Annotated in this window: 13 protein-coding genes; 5 read left to right on the forward strand and 8 right to left on the reverse strand. The window is 62.0% G+C overall.

What is annotated here, in order from left to right; translation table 11 throughout:
- The first annotated feature begins 63 nt into the window (after positions 1-63).
- From recJ to HX846_RS01815, 5 genes are all read left to right on the forward strand, one after another.
- Positions 64-1773 (forward strand): single-stranded-DNA-specific exonuclease RecJ, encoded by a 1710-nt coding sequence (gene recJ, locus HX846_RS01795; protein WP_008438230.1) that lies wholly within the window; start codon positions 64-66, stop codon positions 1771-1773.
- A gap of 151 nt (positions 1774-1924) precedes the next feature.
- Positions 1925-3031 (forward strand): NADH:flavin oxidoreductase/NADH oxidase, encoded by a 1107-nt coding sequence (locus HX846_RS01800; protein WP_003209564.1) that lies wholly within the window; start codon positions 1925-1927, stop codon positions 3029-3031.
- 192 nt (positions 3032-3223) lie between these two features.
- Positions 3224-3724, forward strand: coding sequence for an ATP-binding protein (locus HX846_RS01805; protein ID WP_178964844.1), 501 nt, complete (start codon positions 3224-3226; stop codon positions 3722-3724).
- Positions 3708-4244: a GNAT family N-acetyltransferase gene (locus HX846_RS01810; RefSeq protein WP_087695111.1), complete on the forward strand. Its 537-nt coding sequence runs from the start codon at positions 3708-3710 to the stop codon at positions 4242-4244. The genes HX846_RS01805 and HX846_RS01810 overlap by 17 nt, the downstream gene beginning before the upstream one ends.
- Before the next feature lie 197 nt (positions 4245-4441).
- Positions 4442-4627, forward strand: coding sequence for a hypothetical protein (locus tag HX846_RS01815; protein WP_178964845.1), 186 nt, complete (start codon positions 4442-4444; stop codon positions 4625-4627).
- 45 nt (positions 4628-4672) lie between these two features.
- On the opposite strand, the gene HX846_RS01820 is transcribed toward HX846_RS01815, so the two are convergent.
- From HX846_RS01820 to HX846_RS01855, 8 genes are all read right to left on the reverse strand, one after another.
- A complete protein-coding gene (locus tag HX846_RS01820) occupies positions 4673-6298 on the reverse strand; it encodes a glucan biosynthesis protein D (protein WP_008438223.1) in 1626 nt (541 codons plus the stop codon).
- Between the two features lie 357 nt (positions 6299-6655).
- Positions 6656-8518: an NAD(P)/FAD-dependent oxidoreductase gene (locus HX846_RS01825; RefSeq protein WP_134325817.1), complete on the reverse strand. Its 1863-nt coding sequence runs from the start codon at positions 8516-8518 to the stop codon at positions 6656-6658.
- Between the two features lie 177 nt (positions 8519-8695).
- A complete protein-coding gene (locus HX846_RS01830) occupies positions 8696-10120 on the reverse strand; it encodes a gamma-aminobutyraldehyde dehydrogenase (RefSeq protein ID WP_003209554.1) in 1425 nt (474 codons plus the stop codon).
- 178 nt (positions 10121-10298) lie between these two features.
- Positions 10299-11108: an ABC transporter permease gene (locus HX846_RS01835; RefSeq protein ID WP_003209553.1), complete on the reverse strand. Its 810-nt coding sequence runs from the start codon at positions 11106-11108 to the stop codon at positions 10299-10301.
- On the reverse strand, positions 11098-12027 hold the full coding sequence (locus HX846_RS01840; RefSeq protein ID WP_003209552.1) for an ABC transporter permease: 930 nt from the start codon (positions 12025-12027) through the stop codon (positions 11098-11100). Before HX846_RS01840 ends, HX846_RS01835 begins: the two co-directional genes overlap by 11 nt.
- Position 12028: 1 nt before the next feature.
- Positions 12029-13063, reverse strand: a complete 1035-nt coding sequence (locus HX846_RS01845; protein ID WP_003209551.1) for an ABC transporter ATP-binding protein — start codon at positions 13061-13063, stop codon at positions 12029-12031.
- 180 nt (positions 13064-13243) lie between these two features.
- A complete protein-coding gene (gene ydcS / locus HX846_RS01850) occupies positions 13244-14395 on the reverse strand; it encodes a putative ABC transporter substrate-binding protein YdcS (RefSeq protein WP_178964846.1) in 1152 nt (383 codons plus the stop codon).
- 72 nt (positions 14396-14467) lie between these two features.
- The gene (locus HX846_RS01855) at positions 14468-15925 is read right to left on the reverse strand and encodes a gamma-aminobutyraldehyde dehydrogenase (RefSeq protein WP_178964847.1); all 1458 of its coding nucleotides are present in this window, start codon (positions 15923-15925) and stop codon (positions 14468-14470) included.
- Positions 15926-16136: the final 211 nt, after the last annotated feature.

Genomic DNA, 16136 nt, shown 5'->3' on the forward strand with positions numbered 1-16136 from the left:
TCGACAGCTCCTACAAGGGATCACCGCTAATTTTCAACATTAAAGAGAAGCTTCCGTCACCCCATGCGTATTGATCCTCGCCCGTTGCCTGCCGTCCTGCCATTCCTCGGTGAATTGCCACCGTTGTTGACCCGTCTCTACGCCGCACGCGGGGTGCAATCGGAAGCCGAGCTGGATAAAAGCCTGGCGCGGCTGATCCCGTATCAGCAGCTCAAGGGCATCGATGCCGCGGTGGACTTGCTGGTGACGGCCCTGGAGCAGCGCCAGCGGATCCTGATCGTGGGTGACTTCGACGCCGACGGCGCCACCGCCAGCACCGTGGGCACCCTGGGCCTGCGCTTGTTGGGCGCCGCCCATGTCGACTACCTGGTGCCCAACCGTTTCGAATACGGCTACGGCCTGACCCCGGAAATCGTCGCCGTGGCCCTGCAGCGCCAGCCACAGCTGCTGATTACCGTGGACAACGGTATCTCCAGCGTCGAAGGTGTGGCGGCCGCAAAAGCGGCGGGGCTCAAGGTGCTGGTTACCGACCACCACTTGCCGGGCGACGAACTGCCCGCAGCCGACGCCATCGTCAACCCGAACCAGCCGGGCTGTGAATTCCCCAGCAAGGCCCTGGCCGGTGTGGGCGTGATCTTCTACGTGCTGATGGCCCTGCGTGCGCGCTTGCGCAGTTTGGGTTGGTACGAGAACAAGCCGCAGCCGAATATCGGCGAACTGCTGGACCTGGTGGCCCTGGGCAGCGTGGCCGACGTGGTCCCGCTGGACGCCAACAATCGCATCCTGGTCTACCAGGGCCTGGAACGCATTCGCGCCGGTCGTGCCCGGCCGGGGATCAAGGCGATCCTCGAAGTGGCCAAGCGCGATCACGCCCGCATCACCTCCACCGACCTTGGTTTTATCCTCGGCCCGCGCCTGAACGCCGCCGGGCGCCTGGATGACATGAGCCTGGGTATCGAGTGCCTGCTCACCTCGGATTTCGCCGCCGCCCGGGAAATGGCCGCGCAACTGGACGGCATGAACCAGGACCGCAAGTCCATCGAACAAGGCATGCAGCGCGAGGCCCTGGCCCAGCTCAAGGACTTGCCGGTGGAGTCGATGCCGTATGGCTTGTGCCTGTTCGACCCGGAATGGCACCAGGGCGTGATCGGCATCCTTGCCTCGCGCATGAAAGAGCGTTACTTCCGCCCGACCATCGCCTTTGCCGACGCCGGTGACGGCCTGCTCAAGGGCTCCGGGCGCTCCGTGCCGGGTTTTCATATTCGTGACGCGCTGGCCGTGGTGGCCAGCCAGCACCCAACGCTGATCGCCAAGTACGGCGGCCACGCCATGGCGGCGGGTCTTACCTTGCCCGAGGCCAACTTCCCACTGTTCGCCGAGGCCTTTGACGCCGAAGTGCGTCGGCAACTGCGCGAAGAAGACCTGACGGGCCGGCTGCTGTCCGACGGCACCCTGGCGGTTGAAGAGTTTCACCTGGAACTGGCCCGCGCCCTGCGCAACGCCGGGCCGTGGGGCCAGCATTTCCCAGAGCCGTTGTTTCACGGGGTGTTCCAACTGGTGGAGCAGCGCGTCGTCGGCGAGCGCCATCTGAAGGTGGTGCTCAAGAGCGAGTGTGGATCGGTGAAGCTCGATGGCATTGCTTTCGGCATCGACCGCGAGATCTGGCCCAATCCCACCATTCGCTGGGTGGAACTGGCCTACAAGCTCGACGTGAACGAGTTCCGTGGCCAGGAAACCGTGCAACTGATGATCGCGCATATCGAGCCGCGCTGAACCCTGTGCAATCCTCTGTTGTCGACTAGTCTCTAAGCACTGTGTGATCGGTCTTGTGACCTTGTCTTATTTCAGCCCGCCGGGGACGGGTTTTTCGTCGACCTTTCAAACAGAACCCTGGAGCCTGCCCACTGCATAAAAGAGGTGCCCCATGAGTCTGCTGCTTGAACCCTATACCCTGCGCCAACTGACCCTGCTCAACCGCATCGCCGTGTCACCAATGTGCCAGTATTCCAGCGTCGATGGCCTGGCCAATGACTGGCACCTGGTGCACCTCGGCAGCCGTGCCGTCGGTGGCGCCGGGCTGATCTTTACCGAAGCCACCGCCGTGACTGCCGATGGCCGCATCACCGCCCAGGACCTGGGCCTGTGGAACGACGAACAGATCGAACCGCTGCAACGCATCACGCGCTTTATCAATGCCCAGGGCGCGGTGGCGGGCATTCAACTGGCCCACGCCGGGCGCAAAGCCAGCACGCACCGGCCATGGATCGGCAAGCACGGCAGCGTCAAGCCGGAAGATGGCGGCTGGGTGCCGGTGGGCCCTTCGCCGATTGCCTTCGATCCGCAGCACACTTCACCCAAGCAACTCGATGAAGGGCAGATCCAGCAAGTGATCGCTGACTTCGTCGCTGCCGCCAAGCGCGCGTTGACCGCCGGTTTCAAAGTGGCGGAAATCCATGCCGCCCATGGCTACCTGTTGCATCAATTTCTTTCGCCCCTGAGCAACCAGCGCCAGGACCAGTACGGCGGCTCGTTCGAAAACCGCATCCGCCTGGTGCTGCAAGTGACCACGGCGGTGCGTGAGGCCTGGCCGCAAGAGCTGCCGCTGTTTGTGCGGGTCTCGGCCACCGATTGGGTCGAGGACGGCTGGAACCCGGATGAAACCGTCGAACTGGCGCGCCGCCTGAAAGACCTGGGCGTCGACCTGATCGACGTCTCCTCGGGTGGCACCGCGGCCAATGCGGAAATTCCTACCGGGCCCGGCTACCAGACCCGCTTTGCCGAGCGTGTGCGCAAAGAGTCGGGAATCGCCACCGGCACCGTGGGCATGATTACCGAGCCCGCCCAGGCCGAGCACATCTTGCGTACCTGTCAGGCCGATATCATTTTCCTCGCACGTGAACTGTTGCGTGACCCGTACTGGCCACTGCATGCCGACGATGACCTGGGCGGGCGCAAAGCGACCTGGCCGGCGCAGTATCAGCGGGCTACGCATCGCGACCAGCCGATTCATGAGTCAGACTTGCGGGATTAACCTTGCGTAGGAAAACGCCTGAAGCTAATGTCGAAACTATGACTCTATTACTGAACGCCTCGATTATTTCCACCCTCCAGGAGAGGGTGGGCTGACGCGTGCTGGAAAAGCATGAAAAACCCGCCCTTGATCCGGCGGGTTTTTTATTGCCCGCCGATCACCGGCCAAGCCCTGCGACACAAGGAGAAGCTCATGTTGCACCTGATCTGCGGCAAAATCGCATCCGGTAAATCGACCCTGACCCAGCAGTTGTCGCAAGCCCCACAGACGGTATTGATCAGCGAGGATGAGTGGCTGTCACGCCTTTATCCCGGACAGATCCAGGCTCTGGGCGACTACGTGCGCTGCACCGGCCACCTGCGCGATGCGTTGACGGCCCATATCATCTCGTTGCTCAAAGCCGGCGTCTCGGTGGTGCTGGATTTTCCCGCCAACACCCTGGCCAGCCGCCGCTGGATGCGCTCATTGTTCGAAGGCGCAGGCGCTGACCATCAATTGCACTACCTGGATGTGCCGGACGAGGTCTGCAAGACACGCCTGCGTGCGCGCAACGCGGAGGGTACCCACGCGTTCGAAACCAGTGACGCCCAGTTCGACTTGATCACCGGCTATTTCGAAGCACCGACACCTGCGGAAGGCTTCAACCTTGTTCACCATCAACCCTTGGAAGCACAGCATGTTGATCAAGTGTGACCTGACCGAAAAGGACCTGCCGTTGCTGGCGCTGATTGACCGTACCGAACGGATCGAGGCGTGCTATCGCGTGGAGCACGGGGAGTTGCTGCTGTACCCCGAGCACCACGACATGCGCGGCTGGCCCGAAGGCGAAGCCGAGCAGGATGCCGTGGCCTTGCAGGCGTGCCTGAAGCGCGGCGGGTGGCTGCACGGTGTGTTTGACGATGCAAAGCTGCTGGCGGCCGTGGTAGTGGACAACCGGGTTATCCTCAACCAGGGCCTGCGTATGCGCCAGCTCAAATTCCTGCATGTGAGCCATGGGGCCCGTGGCCTGGGCCTGGGTGGCCAGCTGTTTGCCCTGGCCTGTGAACACGCCCGCGCAGCCGGGGCCGAGGCGTTGTACGTATCGGCCACGGAATCGCGCAATACGGTGGAGTTCTATCTGCGGCTCGGCTGCCGGTTGCTCAAGCAGCCGGATCCCGAGCTGTTTCAGCAGGAGCCGCACGACATCCACCTGTACCGGCCGCTTGTGGGATAACGCTGTAGGTCATTGCCCTGCAAGCGTTTTTTTAAGTGATTACTCTAAAAAAGTCCCACGCCCGGCAAGATAGTTTCTACGCTTAAGGTAAGCATGATTTCTGGCCCAGGAAATCAGCTTGTTGATCCTCGCAGGTCGCATCGCGGGATGGGGTTATGGGCAACCAGGAGCAGTTGATTGATACGAGGAGACAGTCCATGGCCAAGTCCTATGGTGTAGCGGGGGTGTTGTCGTCTTTTCTGGCCCGCAGGATGTCGCTGCGCAGCCGGCGCCTGAGTTCGAACGAAGAGCAATTGCTGGAACAGTACCGCGCCCTGACCGAGAGTGATCAGGTGGCGATGCGGTACTTGATCGGGGCGATGAAGAGTATTTCGCGGTTCTGAAGATCCCGAAGGGGCGTTCCCACGCGAGCGTGGGAACGTTCGGTATCAGGTGTACTTGCGCTTGTCTGGTGCAGGTGGGAAGTATTGGTACAGCCAGGTTTCGCTCAAGGTGCGGTCCTGGGTGCGGATGAACAGCCGCAGTTCAACCGGCTCGACGCTGTCGCTGGTTGGGTACCAGTCAAACAGAATTCGATAGCCCTTGATGGCATCCAGTACCAACACGCTGAAGTCTTTGACCTCACCATGGGAGCAGGTCACCACCGGCTCGATCCCGGTGCCTTCAGGCAAACGATCCAGCCCGCCGCCGTTGAAGTCCACGGCAAAACGCCGCGCCCAGACATCGGGGTAGTGCTCGCCCGGCGCCCAACCTTCGGTGAAACCGCCCATGCCCGAACGGGTGGCATTGACCTGCGCCAGTGGCGTGCTGACCGGCGGCAGGGCGCTCCAGTAGAGCTTGTAGCCGTAGTTCAGGGATTCGCCGGCAGCGACGGGCTTCTTCGGGGTCCAGAAGGCCACGATGTTGTCCAGGGTCTCGCCGGTTGTAGGAATTTCCAGCAGATCGATAGAGCCTTCACCCCACGCAGTAGTAGGTTCTACCCACAGGCTTGGGCGTTTGCTGTACCAGTCCACCGTGTCCTGATAGCTGGCGAACTCATGATCGGTCTGCACCAGGCCGAAGCCTTTCGGGTCGGTGTCGGCAAACGCGTTGAATTGCAGGGTAGCCGGGTTGTTCAGCGGGCGGCAGATCCACTCGCCATTGCCGCGCCACATGGCCAGGCGATCCGAGTCGTGGATTTGCGGGTGAATGGTGTCGCACATCCGCCGCTCAACGGTGCCGCAACTGAACATGCTGGTCATCGGTGCGATGCCCAGTTGCTCGATGGCGGTACGCGCATTGATATGGGCGTCGATGGCCATTACCACCTGGTTGGCCTGGCAGTCGATATCGAAGCGATAGGCACCAGTGGCGCTCGGCGAATCCAGCAGGGCGTAGACCACGAAGCGGGTGCTGTCCTTGTCCGGGGTTTCGAACCAGAACTTGGTGAAGTCCGGGAATTCCTCGCGCTTTTTCGCGTAGGTGTCGATGGCCAGGCCGCGTGCGGAAAGGCCGTACTGGCCGGTGGAATCCACCGCACGGAAGTAGCTGGCGCCGAGGAAGGACAGCACGTCGTGGCGGTCCAGTTCCGGGGCCTTGAACAGCTTGAAGCCGGAGAAACCCAGGTCGCCGGTCAACTGCTTGGTGTCTACCGTGGTTTTTTCATAGTTGAACAGCGAAGGGCGGAAGTGCACCTCGCGGGCCTGGCGGGTTTTCGGGTCGACGCTGTACATGCGCACCGGCGTCTTGAAGCCCATGCCGACGTGGAAGAACTGCACGTCCAGTTGGCCGTTCAATTCTTTCCACAGCGAATGCTTGCCGTCGTAGCCGATGGCGTTGAAATTCTGCGGGGTCATGGTCGCCAGGGTCGGCGGCAATACCTGCTTGGTGTCCTGGTAGCGATTGCTTGCCAACTGCTTGGCCTGGATCTTCAGGGCCTCGAAATCGAAGGCCTGGGCCTCGCCATCAGCGGCGCGGTTGCCCGCCCAGGCCTGGGCGGCCAGCAGGCCACTGGCCGACAGACCGGTGTAAGCCGCGATGGCCATGGACGCTTTGAGCAAATTCCTGCGGTGCATAAATACAACCTGTCGTGAACAATCCCGCGCCGTTCCTGGCACGTGCTGGATCAAGGAAAACGGTTCGGACATGCCTTCGGCCAAACGCAACGGACATTAAACAGATACCAAATAGCTTAAGCGGTTCGGTGCGCAAGGAAAAATGATTGATGGCGGGTTGATGGCGCTGCATATGAAACAAGACGTTTCTGTGGAAACCGTGTGGCGAGGGAGCTTGCTCCCGTTGGGGCGCGAAGCGACCCCAGCTCAGGCGATGGAGATCCTTCAGGGATATCTCGATCGCCTGGTTTGGGGCTGCTGCGCAGCCCAGCGGGAGCAAGCTCCCTCGCCACGACAACCTCTTCAGGAACGCCGGGATCAGCCCACTTCGCCTACCGCTCGATATGCCTCATCAATCGCCGCATGGGCATACGCGCTCCACGCGGCATCCGAGTTGGCGATGCTCACATGTCCCACCGGCTGGCGCGCCAGGTCCTTCAGTTTTTCGCTTTCATCGGCATCGTCAAACAAGCTGTTGGAGAAGGTCGCATAGCCGTGTGACCAACGGTTGACAGTGATCGCCAGAATGTCGGTCTGGTGGTTGAAACCGCCCGGGCCGAGCATGCGCTGCAGCTGATCCCGCAGTTGCGCTTCCAGTTGTTCAAATGTCTGCCCATACAACTTGCCCCGCCCGGCGCGGGCCTGGTCGCGGCCGTTCATGCCGCTGTTGGGGCTGGTGGGCACGTACACCATGTGCAAACCAATCGGCTGCGTCGGGTCGCGCGGGTGCTCGTAGCCGCCCATGCTCACCGGGTAATCCAGCTTGATTCGGCTGTAAGGCTGGGTCGCTGCATAAATCTCGTGCACCCCCAGCTTCTGGAACGAGGTCCAGTTGCGCACCACCACTTTGGTGTAGACCAGCGGGTACTTCACGTTCTGGCTCAGGGCCTGGGCTTGTTCTGCCGGCAGATCGCGCAGCAGGTACGGGATCATCATGTTGTAGCAGGCCAGGATGCAGCGTTTGCCGCGGACCTGTGCGAGTTGGCCGCCACGGCTGTAGCCGATGTGCACACCGTCACCGACGTTACGCACACTGACCGCAGTGCTGTTCAAACGCACCCGCACCGGCGTCCTGGGCTGATCAAGCCTGGCGTAGTCAAACGGCGCCAGCACGATGTCATCCATGGTGTGCCCCGGTGCCACTGCCGGAATCAGGCTGCGCACCAGCAAGCGTGCCAGCGAGGCGTTGCCGTCGGGGAAGTGGTAGATGTAGGGTTCTTCCATTTCTGCGGCGGCTTCTTCGCTGATCGGTGCCAGGTTCATTCCTCCGAAGCCAGGGAAACCCACGCTATAGGCATCAGCCGACGCCACCGCGTCGATACTCAAGGCCATGAAGTCGTTGGTGCGGCTTTGGAAGTACTTCACCGCGCCTTCCGAGAGTCCTACGTTCTTGAGCAGGAAATCGCGGTAGCTGGTGGTCGCGAGGTACTCGGCCTTTTCCTCGGCAGTCTTGCCCGGCAGGTAATCCTTGGGCGCGACGTGCAAGGCAATCAGCGCCTGACGGTCGGTTTCCGGCAGCGGGAAATCATTGATGAAGTCGCTGATGGAGCGCGCATGCAACTGGTCCGGGGCGATGTCGTCGGCGACCATCGGCGTCGGGTCGCCGGTCACCAGTTTGTCTTCGCCAAAGTTTTCCTTGTCGAAGAACACCCCACGGGACAAACCCAGGCCCGGGTAGAACTGGCGGTCGAAGGCGGTCTCGAAGCGCTTGATGTTCACCCCGAGTTTTTTCAACAGCCCGTTTACTTCCTTGCTGTAAAGATGATTCGGTGACTGGAACGCTTCGCTGCCGCCGTAGCCGATGATCAGCCGGCCACCGGCCTGGAACTCATTGCGCTTGGCATGGCCGCCGAAGTCGTCGTGGTTCTCCAGGATCAGGATCTTCGCCTTCGGGTGCTTCTCACGGTAGAACCACGCCGCCGACAAACCGCTCAAGCCACCGCCGACCACCACCAGGTCGTAGTCTTCGGTGATCGGCAGTTTATCGGTGTCGAAGGCCTTCTTTTCCCAGCCCATCTGGTGGGCAACTTCGAATGAGCCGACATGGCTGCCGCGCAAGCCTGTGAGGGCGGGCGGGTAGTAGCGGCCATCGGGAGCGGCCTGGAGGATTTGCAGCGGGGTCATACCGGCGGCAATCGTGATAGCGACGCCGTTGAGGAAGTCGCGGCGGGTGATGTCCATGGGAACCTGCGAATTATTTATTGTTATTAGGAGAGCCCCTGTGGGAGCGGGCCGTTGTGGCGAGGGAGCTTGCTCCCGCTGGAGTGCGAAGCGCTCCCAGGATTTTGGGGCCGCTACGCAGCCCAGCGGGAGCAAGCTCCCTCGCCACAGTGAACTCGTTTCGACAGGGGTAAAGGGTCAGTGCTTGAACATCACATGGCGAACCGTGGTGTAGTCCTCCAGGCCGTACATGGACATGTCCTTGCCGTAGCCGGACAGTTTCTGACCGCCATGGGGCATTTCGCTGACCAGCATGAAGTGGGTGTTCACCCAGGTGCAGCCGTACTGCAACCGTGCAGCCAGGCGATGGGCGCGGCCGACATCGGCGGTCCACACGGAAGAGGCCAGGCCGTAGTCCGAATCGTTGGCCCAGGCCAATACCTGGGCCTCGTCGTTGAATTTGGTTACCGACACTACTGGCCCGAACACTTCGCGGCGCACGATTTCATCGTCCTGCTGCGCGTCGGCCAATACGGTCGGCTCAAAGAAGAACCCGTTGCCTTCCACCGCCTTGCCACCCGTGATCAGGCGGATATGGGATTGCGCCACGGCACGCTCCACAAACCCGGCCACACGGTCACGGTGCTGTGCGGTGATCAGCGGGCCCAGCTCGGTGGCCGGGTCATCCTGCAAACCGTATTTGATGCTGGCAACCGCCGCGCCGAGCTTTTCGACGAACGCGTCGTAGATATCGGCCTGTGCATAAATCCGGCACGCAGCGGTGCAATCCTGCCCGGCGTTGTAGAAGCCGAAGGTGCGAATGCCTTCCACCGCCGCGTCGATATCGGCGTCGTTGAAGATGATCACCGGCGCCTTGCCGCCCAGTTCCATGTGCATGCGTTTGACGCTGTCGGCAGTGCTGGAAATGATATTGGCCCCGGTGGCAATCGAACCGGTCAGCGACACCATGCGCACTTTCGGGTGATTCACCAGCGGGCTGCCCACGGTTGGCCCACGGCCAAACACCAGGTTGAGTACACCGGCCGGGAAAATTTCAGCGGCCAGTTCCACCAGGCGCAGCGCGGTCAGCGGGGTTTGTTCCGAAGGCTTGAGCACCACGGTATTACCGGCGGCCAGGGCCGGGGCGATTTTCCAGGCGACCATCATCAGCGGGTAGTTCCACGGCGCGATGGAGGCAATTACGCCCACCGGGTCACGGCGGATCATCGAGGTGTGGCCCGGCAGGTACTCGCCGCCGGCCGAACCGCTCATGCAGCGGCTGGCGCCGGCGAAGAAGCGGAACACATCGGCCACCGCCGGGATCTCGTCGTTCAGCGCCGCGCTGTAGGGTTTGCCGCAGTTGTCCGACTCAAGCTTGGCCAGCTCTGCGCCGTGGGCTTCGATGGCGTCGGCGAGTTTGAGCAGCAGCAGCGAGCGATCCTTCGGTGGCGTTTGCGACCAGCCTTCAAAAGCGCTGTCGGCAGCACGCACGGCGGCGTCGACCTGGGCTTCGCTGGCTTCCTTGATTTCCACCAGTACCCGACCCAACGCCGGGTTGAACACCGGCTGCGCCGGGCCTTCGCCTTCGACCAGATGGCCGTTGATCAGCAGTTTGGTTTGCATGGTTCAGTCCTCTTAAAGCTGCATCGTTTCCCCTGCCGAAACCGGTTCAAGTGTGGGAGCGGGCTTGCTCGCGAATACGGTCTTTCAGTTGATACATCACCTGACTGATACACCGCTTTCGCGAGCAAGCCCGCTCCCACATTTGAACCTCATTCCTTCAGTGGCAATGTGTTGTCAGTTATTTACCGCCACTACCGGCCACGCTTTCGCCGCCGCGGGTCAGGTAATAGGCACCCAGGATCGGGAACATCGTCACGATCATCACCAGCATCGCCACCACGTTGGTCACCGGCACATCCCGTGGCCGGCTCAACTGGTTGAGCAGCCACAGCGGCAAGGTGCGCTCGTGGCCGGCGGTGAAGGTGGTGACGATGATTTCGTCGAACGACAGCGCGAACGCCAGCATGCCGCCGGCCAGCAACGCCGAGCCGAGGTTGGGCATGATGATGTAGCGGAAGGTCTGCCAGCCGTCGGCGCCCAGGTCCATCGAGGCTTCGATCAGGCTGTGGGAGGTGCGGCGCAGGCGGGCGATCACGTTGTTGTAGACGATCACCACGCAGAAGGTCGCGTGGCCGACGATGATGGTGAACATCCCCGGCTCAATCCCCAGGGTCTTGAAGGTCGCCAGCAACGCGATACCGGTGATGATCCCCGGCAGTGCAATCGGCAGGATCAGCATCAGCGAGATGCCTTGCTTGCCGAAGAACTCCCGGCGATACAACGCCGCCGAGGCCAGGGTGCCGAGCACCATCGCAATCAGCGTGGCGATGGCCGCGATTTGCAGCGACAGCTTGATCGCTTCCAATACGTCCGGCCGCGAGAAGGCCACGCTGAACCACTTCAGGGTGAAGCCCTGGGGTGGAAAGCTGAACGCCGCCTCTTCGGTGTTGAAGGCGTAGAGGAAGATGATCAGGATCGGGAAGTGCAGGAAAACCAACCCGCCCCAGGCCGCGATTTTTAGACTGAGTGAGGCTTTTTCAGAGTGCATCGAAGGCCCCCAGACGTTTGACGATGGACAGGTAAACCGCGATCAGCACGATCGGCACCAGGGTGAACGCCGCGGCCATGGGCATGTTGCCGATAGCGCCTTGTTGCGCGTACACCATGCCGCCGACGAAGTAACCCGGCGGGCCCACCAGTTGCGGCACGATGAAGTCGCCCAGGGTCAGCGAGAACGTAAAGATCGAACCCGCCGCGATCCCCGGCACCGACAGCGGCAGAATCACCTGCATGAAGGTCTGGCGCGGCTTGGCGCCGAGGTCAGCCGAGGCCTGCAGCAACGATGGCGGCAAACGCTCCAGCGAGGCCTGGATCGGCAGAATCATGAACGGCAGCCAGATGTACACAAACACCATGAACCGCCCCAGGTGCGAGGTGCTCAAGGTGCTGCCGCCCACGCCGGGAATGCCCATGATGAATTGCAGCGCCGGCTCCAGGCCCAGGTGCTGCACGAACCACTGCGCCACGCCGCCCTTGGCCAGCAGCAGGGTCCAGGCGTAGGCCTTGACGATGTAGCTGGCCCACATCGGCATCATCACCGCGATGTAGAAAAACGCCTTGGTCTTGCCGGTGGTGTAGCGCGCCATGTAGTAGGCGATCGGGAACGCGACGATGGCACTGGCGATGGACACCACCACCGCCATGCTCAAGGTGCGCACGATGATGTCGAAGTTCGACGGCTGGAACAGCGCGGCGAAGTTGGCCAGGGTCAGGTCCGGGGTGACCGCCATGGTGAAGTCATCGAACGTATAGAAGCCTTGCCACAGCAAGGTCAGCAGCGAACCCAAATAGATCGCGCCGAACCAGATCAGCGGCGGCACCAGCAGCAGCGACAGGTACAGGTTGGGCTTCTTGTACAGCAGGTTGGAAAACCTGCGCATCGGGGGTTGGGACAGGGCCAGGCTCATGTCACACCTCGCCTGCGATGTCGGTCAACGGCGTCATGGCTTCCCGCGCCCAGCGCGCGGTGATGGACTGGCCGACTTGATGCCCGGCGGTGGTGTCCAGCCATTGGTTGTTGGCCTGGCTGATGTTCAGGGCCTGGCCGTTTTCCAGTTTCAGTTCGTAGCGGGTGGCGCTGCCCTGGTACTGGATGTCATGCAGCAGGCCGCTGACTTCCACCTCGCCGCTGCCCAGCGGGCCTTCGGCGAAACGCACGTGTTCCGGGCGGATCGAGAACGGCTGCGGGTTACCGCTCAAGCGTTGCGCCAATTCGCCGCGAATCACGTTGGAGGTGCCGACGAATTCCGCGACGAAGGTGGTGGCGGGCTTCATGTACAGGTTGCGCGGGGTGTCGACCTGTTCGATGCGGCCCTTGTTGAATACGGCCACACGGTCGGACATCGACAGTGCTTCGGTCTGGTCGTGGGTGACGAAGATGAAGGTGATGCCAAGTTGGCGTTGCAGTTTCTTCAGCTCGCTTTGCATCTGTTCGCGCAGCTTCAGGTCGAGAGCGCCGAGGGGCTCATCCAGCAGCAATACGCGCGGACGATTGACCAGTGCGCGGGCCAGGGCCACACGTTGACGCTGGCCGCCGGAGAGTTGCACCGGCTTGCGGTCGCCGTAACCGCCGAGGGCGACCATGCCCAGCGCTTCTTCGGCGCGGTTGAGGCGTTCGGTCTTGCCCACGCCTTTGACTTTCAGGCCGTAGGCCACGTTGTCCCGCACGTTCATGTGGGGGAACAGCGCGTAATCCTGGAACACAGTGTTCACGTCGCGCTGATACGGCGGCAAGCCGGCGGCTTCCTCACCGTGGATGCGGATGGAGCCGGCACTGGGTTGCTCGAACCCGGCGATCAGGCGCAGGCACGTGGTTTTGCCCGAGCCGGAAGGGCCGAGCATGGAAAAGAACTCGCCGTCCTGGATATCGATGGAAACCCGGTCAACGGCTTTCACTTCGCCGAACTGACGGGAAACGTGGGTGAATTGGACTGCAAGCGTCATGGTGCGGTGCTCCAAAAAGGCGCGTCTTGTAAAAATTAAATCGGAGGTAGAGGTGATCGTTCCCACGCTCTGCGTGGGAATGCAGCGCTGGACGCTCCGCGTCCGCCCTTAAAGTCGTGACGCGGAGCGTCACAGGAGGCATTCCCACGCGGAGCGTGGGAACGATCAACTAGGGAGTGCTTAGCGCCCGCCCATGATCGCGATGTAATCCTGGGTCCAGCGGCTGTACGGCACGAACTTGCCGCCTTCAGCCTGCGGGGTTTTCCAGAAGGCGATCTTCTCGAACTGGTCGAAACCGTTGGTCTTGCAACCCTCGGCGCCCAGCAGTTCGCTTTCCTTGCACGCCGCGGGAACCGCCGGCAACGAACCGAACCACGAGGCCACATCACCCTGGACCTTCGGCTGCAGCGACCAGTCCATCCACTTGTAGGCGCAGTTCGGGTGCTTGGCATCGGTGTGCAGCATGGTGGTATCCGCCCAGCCGGTGGCGCCTTCCTTCGGAATGGTCGAGGCAATCGGCTGTTTCTCGTTCACCAGGCCGTTGACCTGATACGGCCATGCGCTGGAGGCCACCACGCCTTCGTTCTTGAAGTCGCTCATTTGCACGGTGGTGTCATGCCAGTAGCGGTGGATCAACGGCTGCTGGGCGCGCAACAGGTCGAGCACGGCCTTGTACTGGGTTTCGGTCAGTTCGTACGGGCTCTGGATGCCCAGTTCCGGCTTGGTGGCCTTGAGGTACAGCGCCGCATCGGCGATGTAGATCGGGCCGTCATAGGCCTGCACGCGGCCTTTGTTCGGCTTGCCGTCCGGCAGGTTCTGCGCATCGAACACTACGTTCCAGCTGGTGGGCGCGGTCTTGAACACGTTGGTGTTGTACATCAACACGTTCGGGCCCCACTGGTACGGCGTGCCGTACGTTTGCTGGCCGACCACGTACCACGGCGCATCTTTCAGGCGCGGGTCGATGTTCTTCCAGTTGGGAATCAGCGAGGTGTTGATCGGCTGTACGCGCTTGCCGACGATCAACCGCAGCGAGGCATCGCCCGACGCGGTGACCAGGTCGTAGCCGCCCTTGGCCATCAAGCTCACCATCTCGTCGGAGGTGGCGGCGGTCTTGACGTTGACCTTGCAGCCGGTCTCTTTCTCGAAACCGGTGACCCAGTCGTAGTTCTTGTCGCTTTCGCCACGTTCGATATAGCCGGGCCAGGCGACGATATCCAACTGGCCTTCACCGGCATCCACCGCCTTCAGCGGTTCGGCGGCCTGGATGCTGACACTGGCCAGCAGCGCGGTGGTCAGGGCACTGAGCAGTGCGGTCTTGTGCGCAGACATGGGGGTTCCCTCTTCTTTAATTATGGTCGGGGCAGTTTTTGCAGCAGGTGGTGCGTGAGCGTAGTTGTTGTTTTAAAGATGCTGGCCGTGGCGCGCCATGATGTGCCGCACCACGCTGTAGTCCTGTAGCGAATCGCTGGACAGATCTTTGCCATACCCCGAGCGCTTCAAGCCGCCGTGGGGCATTTCGCTGACCAGCATGAAATGACTATTGATCCAGGTGCAGCCGTATTGCAGGCGCGACGCCACTTGCATCGCCTTGTCCAGATTCTGGGTCCACACGGAGGAGGCCAGGCCGTATTCCGAGTCGTTGGCCCAGTCCACCGCCTGTTCCAGCTCGTCGAAGCGGGTCACGGTGACCACCGGGCCGAACACTTCGCGCTGCACGATTTCATCATTCTGTTTACAACCGGCCAGCAAGGTTGGCTGGTAGAAGAAGCCAGCACCGGAATGCACGGCGGCGCCGGTGATGCGTTCGATATGCGGCTGGCCGAGGGCGCGTTCGACAAAACTGGCGACGCGGTCGCGCTGGCGGGTGCTGATCAGCGGGCCGAGTTCGTTGTCGGCATCGCGCTTGCCGGCAAACCGCAGGCTGCTGACGGCGGCGCCGAGCTCGGCCACCAATTTGTCGTGGATGCCGGCCTGGGCGTAGATGCGGCACGCGGCGGTGCAGTCCTGGCCGGCGTTGTAGTAACCGTAGGCGCGCACGCCTTCGACCACGGCTTGCAGGTCGGCGTCGTTGCACACGATCACCGGGGCCTTGCCGCCCAGCTCCAGGTGCGTGCGCTTGAGTGTCTTGGAGGCGGCCTGGAGGATCTTCTGCCCGGTGACGATATCGCCGGTCAACGAGACCATGCGCACCTTCGGGTGGCTGACCAAATGGCTGCCGACCCCTTCGCCGCCGCCACACAGGATGTTGATCACCCCGCGCGGCAACAACTGGCTCAGTACGGGCGCCAGGGCCAGGATCGACAGCGGGGTATGTTCCGACGGCTTGAACACCAGGGTATTACCGGACGCCAGGGCCGGGGCGATTTTCCAGGCGGCCATCATCAGCGGGTAATTCCACGGCGCAATGGAGGCCACCACGCCAATCGGATCGCGACGCACCATGCTGGTGTAGCCCGGCAGGTATTCACCGCTCAGTTGCCCGGTCTGGCAGCGCACGGCGCCGGCGAAGAAACGGAACACATCGACGGTCGCGCTCAAATCGTCCTGACGTGCCAGGTGCAGCGGCTTGCCGCAATTCAGCGATTCCAGGCGGGCGAGGTAGTCGGCTTGTTTTTCGATTGTCTCGGCGATGCCCAGGAGGATGTTCGAACGCTGCTGGGGCGTGGTCCGCGACCAACCGGCAAAGGCCCGGTGGGCGGCGAGGATTGCGGCTTCGACCTGCTCGGTACTGGCTTCGGCGATATGGGTGAGGATTTCACCGGTGGCCGGGTTGATGATCGGCTCGACAAACCCCTGGCCCGGGACCAGTTCGCCGTCGATCAGCAACGCAGTGAGCAGCGGTGTGGGCGCGCCAGACATTTTTCGCGATCTCTTTTCTTGTGTGGTCATGGCTGTTCTCGTGCGAGGCGCCTGACCTTCTCTTATGGGATGAGCAGAGACTAGAGGTCAGGCGCGAGGTCAACAAATACTAAATACTGAAAGCAGCATTCGATTAAATAGATGGCTTGCGTGGGTGGGGCTGTTCGCGGGCCACCGTCAGGAATGGGTCCACCAGCGCCGGGCGCGCCGT

Origin of the sequence: Pseudomonas sp. K5002 (assembly GCF_013386655.1) — a bacterium.
Classification (GTDB): Bacteria; Pseudomonadota; Gammaproteobacteria; order Pseudomonadales; family Pseudomonadaceae; genus Aquipseudomonas.

What these genes read in the sequence shown, in the direction of transcription:
- HX846_RS01845 (WP_003209551.1), bottom strand. Translation starts at nt 13,063, where the DNA reads ATGACGCTTGCAGTCCAATTCACCCACGTTTCCCGTCAGTTCGGCGAA.
- HX846_RS01810 (WP_087695111.1), top strand. Translation starts at nt 3,708, where the DNA reads ATGTTGATCAAGTGTGACCTGACCGAAAAGGACCTGCCGTTGCTGGCG.
- ydcS (WP_178964846.1), bottom strand. Translation starts at nt 14,395, where the DNA reads ATGTCTGCGCACAAGACCGCACTGCTCAGTGCCCTGACCACCGCGCTG.
- HX846_RS01825 (WP_134325817.1), bottom strand. Translation starts at nt 8,518, where the DNA reads ATGGACATCACCCGCCGCGACTTCCTCAACGGCGTCGCTATCACGATT.
- HX846_RS01835 (WP_003209553.1), bottom strand. Translation starts at nt 11,108, where the DNA reads ATGCACTCTGAAAAAGCCTCACTCAGTCTAAAAATCGCGGCCTGGGGC.
- HX846_RS01855 (WP_178964847.1), bottom strand. Translation starts at nt 15,925, where the DNA reads ATGTCTGGCGCGCCCACACCGCTGCTCACTGCGTTGCTGATCGACGGC.
- HX846_RS01800 (WP_003209564.1), top strand. Translation starts at nt 1,925, where the DNA reads ATGAGTCTGCTGCTTGAACCCTATACCCTGCGCCAACTGACCCTGCTC.
- HX846_RS01830 (WP_003209554.1), bottom strand. Translation starts at nt 10,120, where the DNA reads ATGCAAACCAAACTGCTGATCAACGGCCATCTGGTCGAAGGCGAAGGC.
- HX846_RS01815 (WP_178964845.1), top strand. Translation starts at nt 4,442, where the DNA reads ATGGCCAAGTCCTATGGTGTAGCGGGGGTGTTGTCGTCTTTTCTGGCC.
- HX846_RS01805 (WP_178964844.1), top strand. Translation starts at nt 3,224, where the DNA reads ATGTTGCACCTGATCTGCGGCAAAATCGCATCCGGTAAATCGACCCTG.
- HX846_RS01840 (WP_003209552.1), bottom strand. Translation starts at nt 12,027, where the DNA reads ATGAGCCTGGCCCTGTCCCAACCCCCGATGCGCAGGTTTTCCAACCTG.
- recJ (WP_008438230.1), top strand. Translation starts at nt 64, where the DNA reads ATGCGTATTGATCCTCGCCCGTTGCCTGCCGTCCTGCCATTCCTCGGT.
- HX846_RS01820 (WP_008438223.1), bottom strand. Translation starts at nt 6,298, where the DNA reads ATGCACCGCAGGAATTTGCTCAAAGCGTCCATGGCCATCGCGGCTTAC.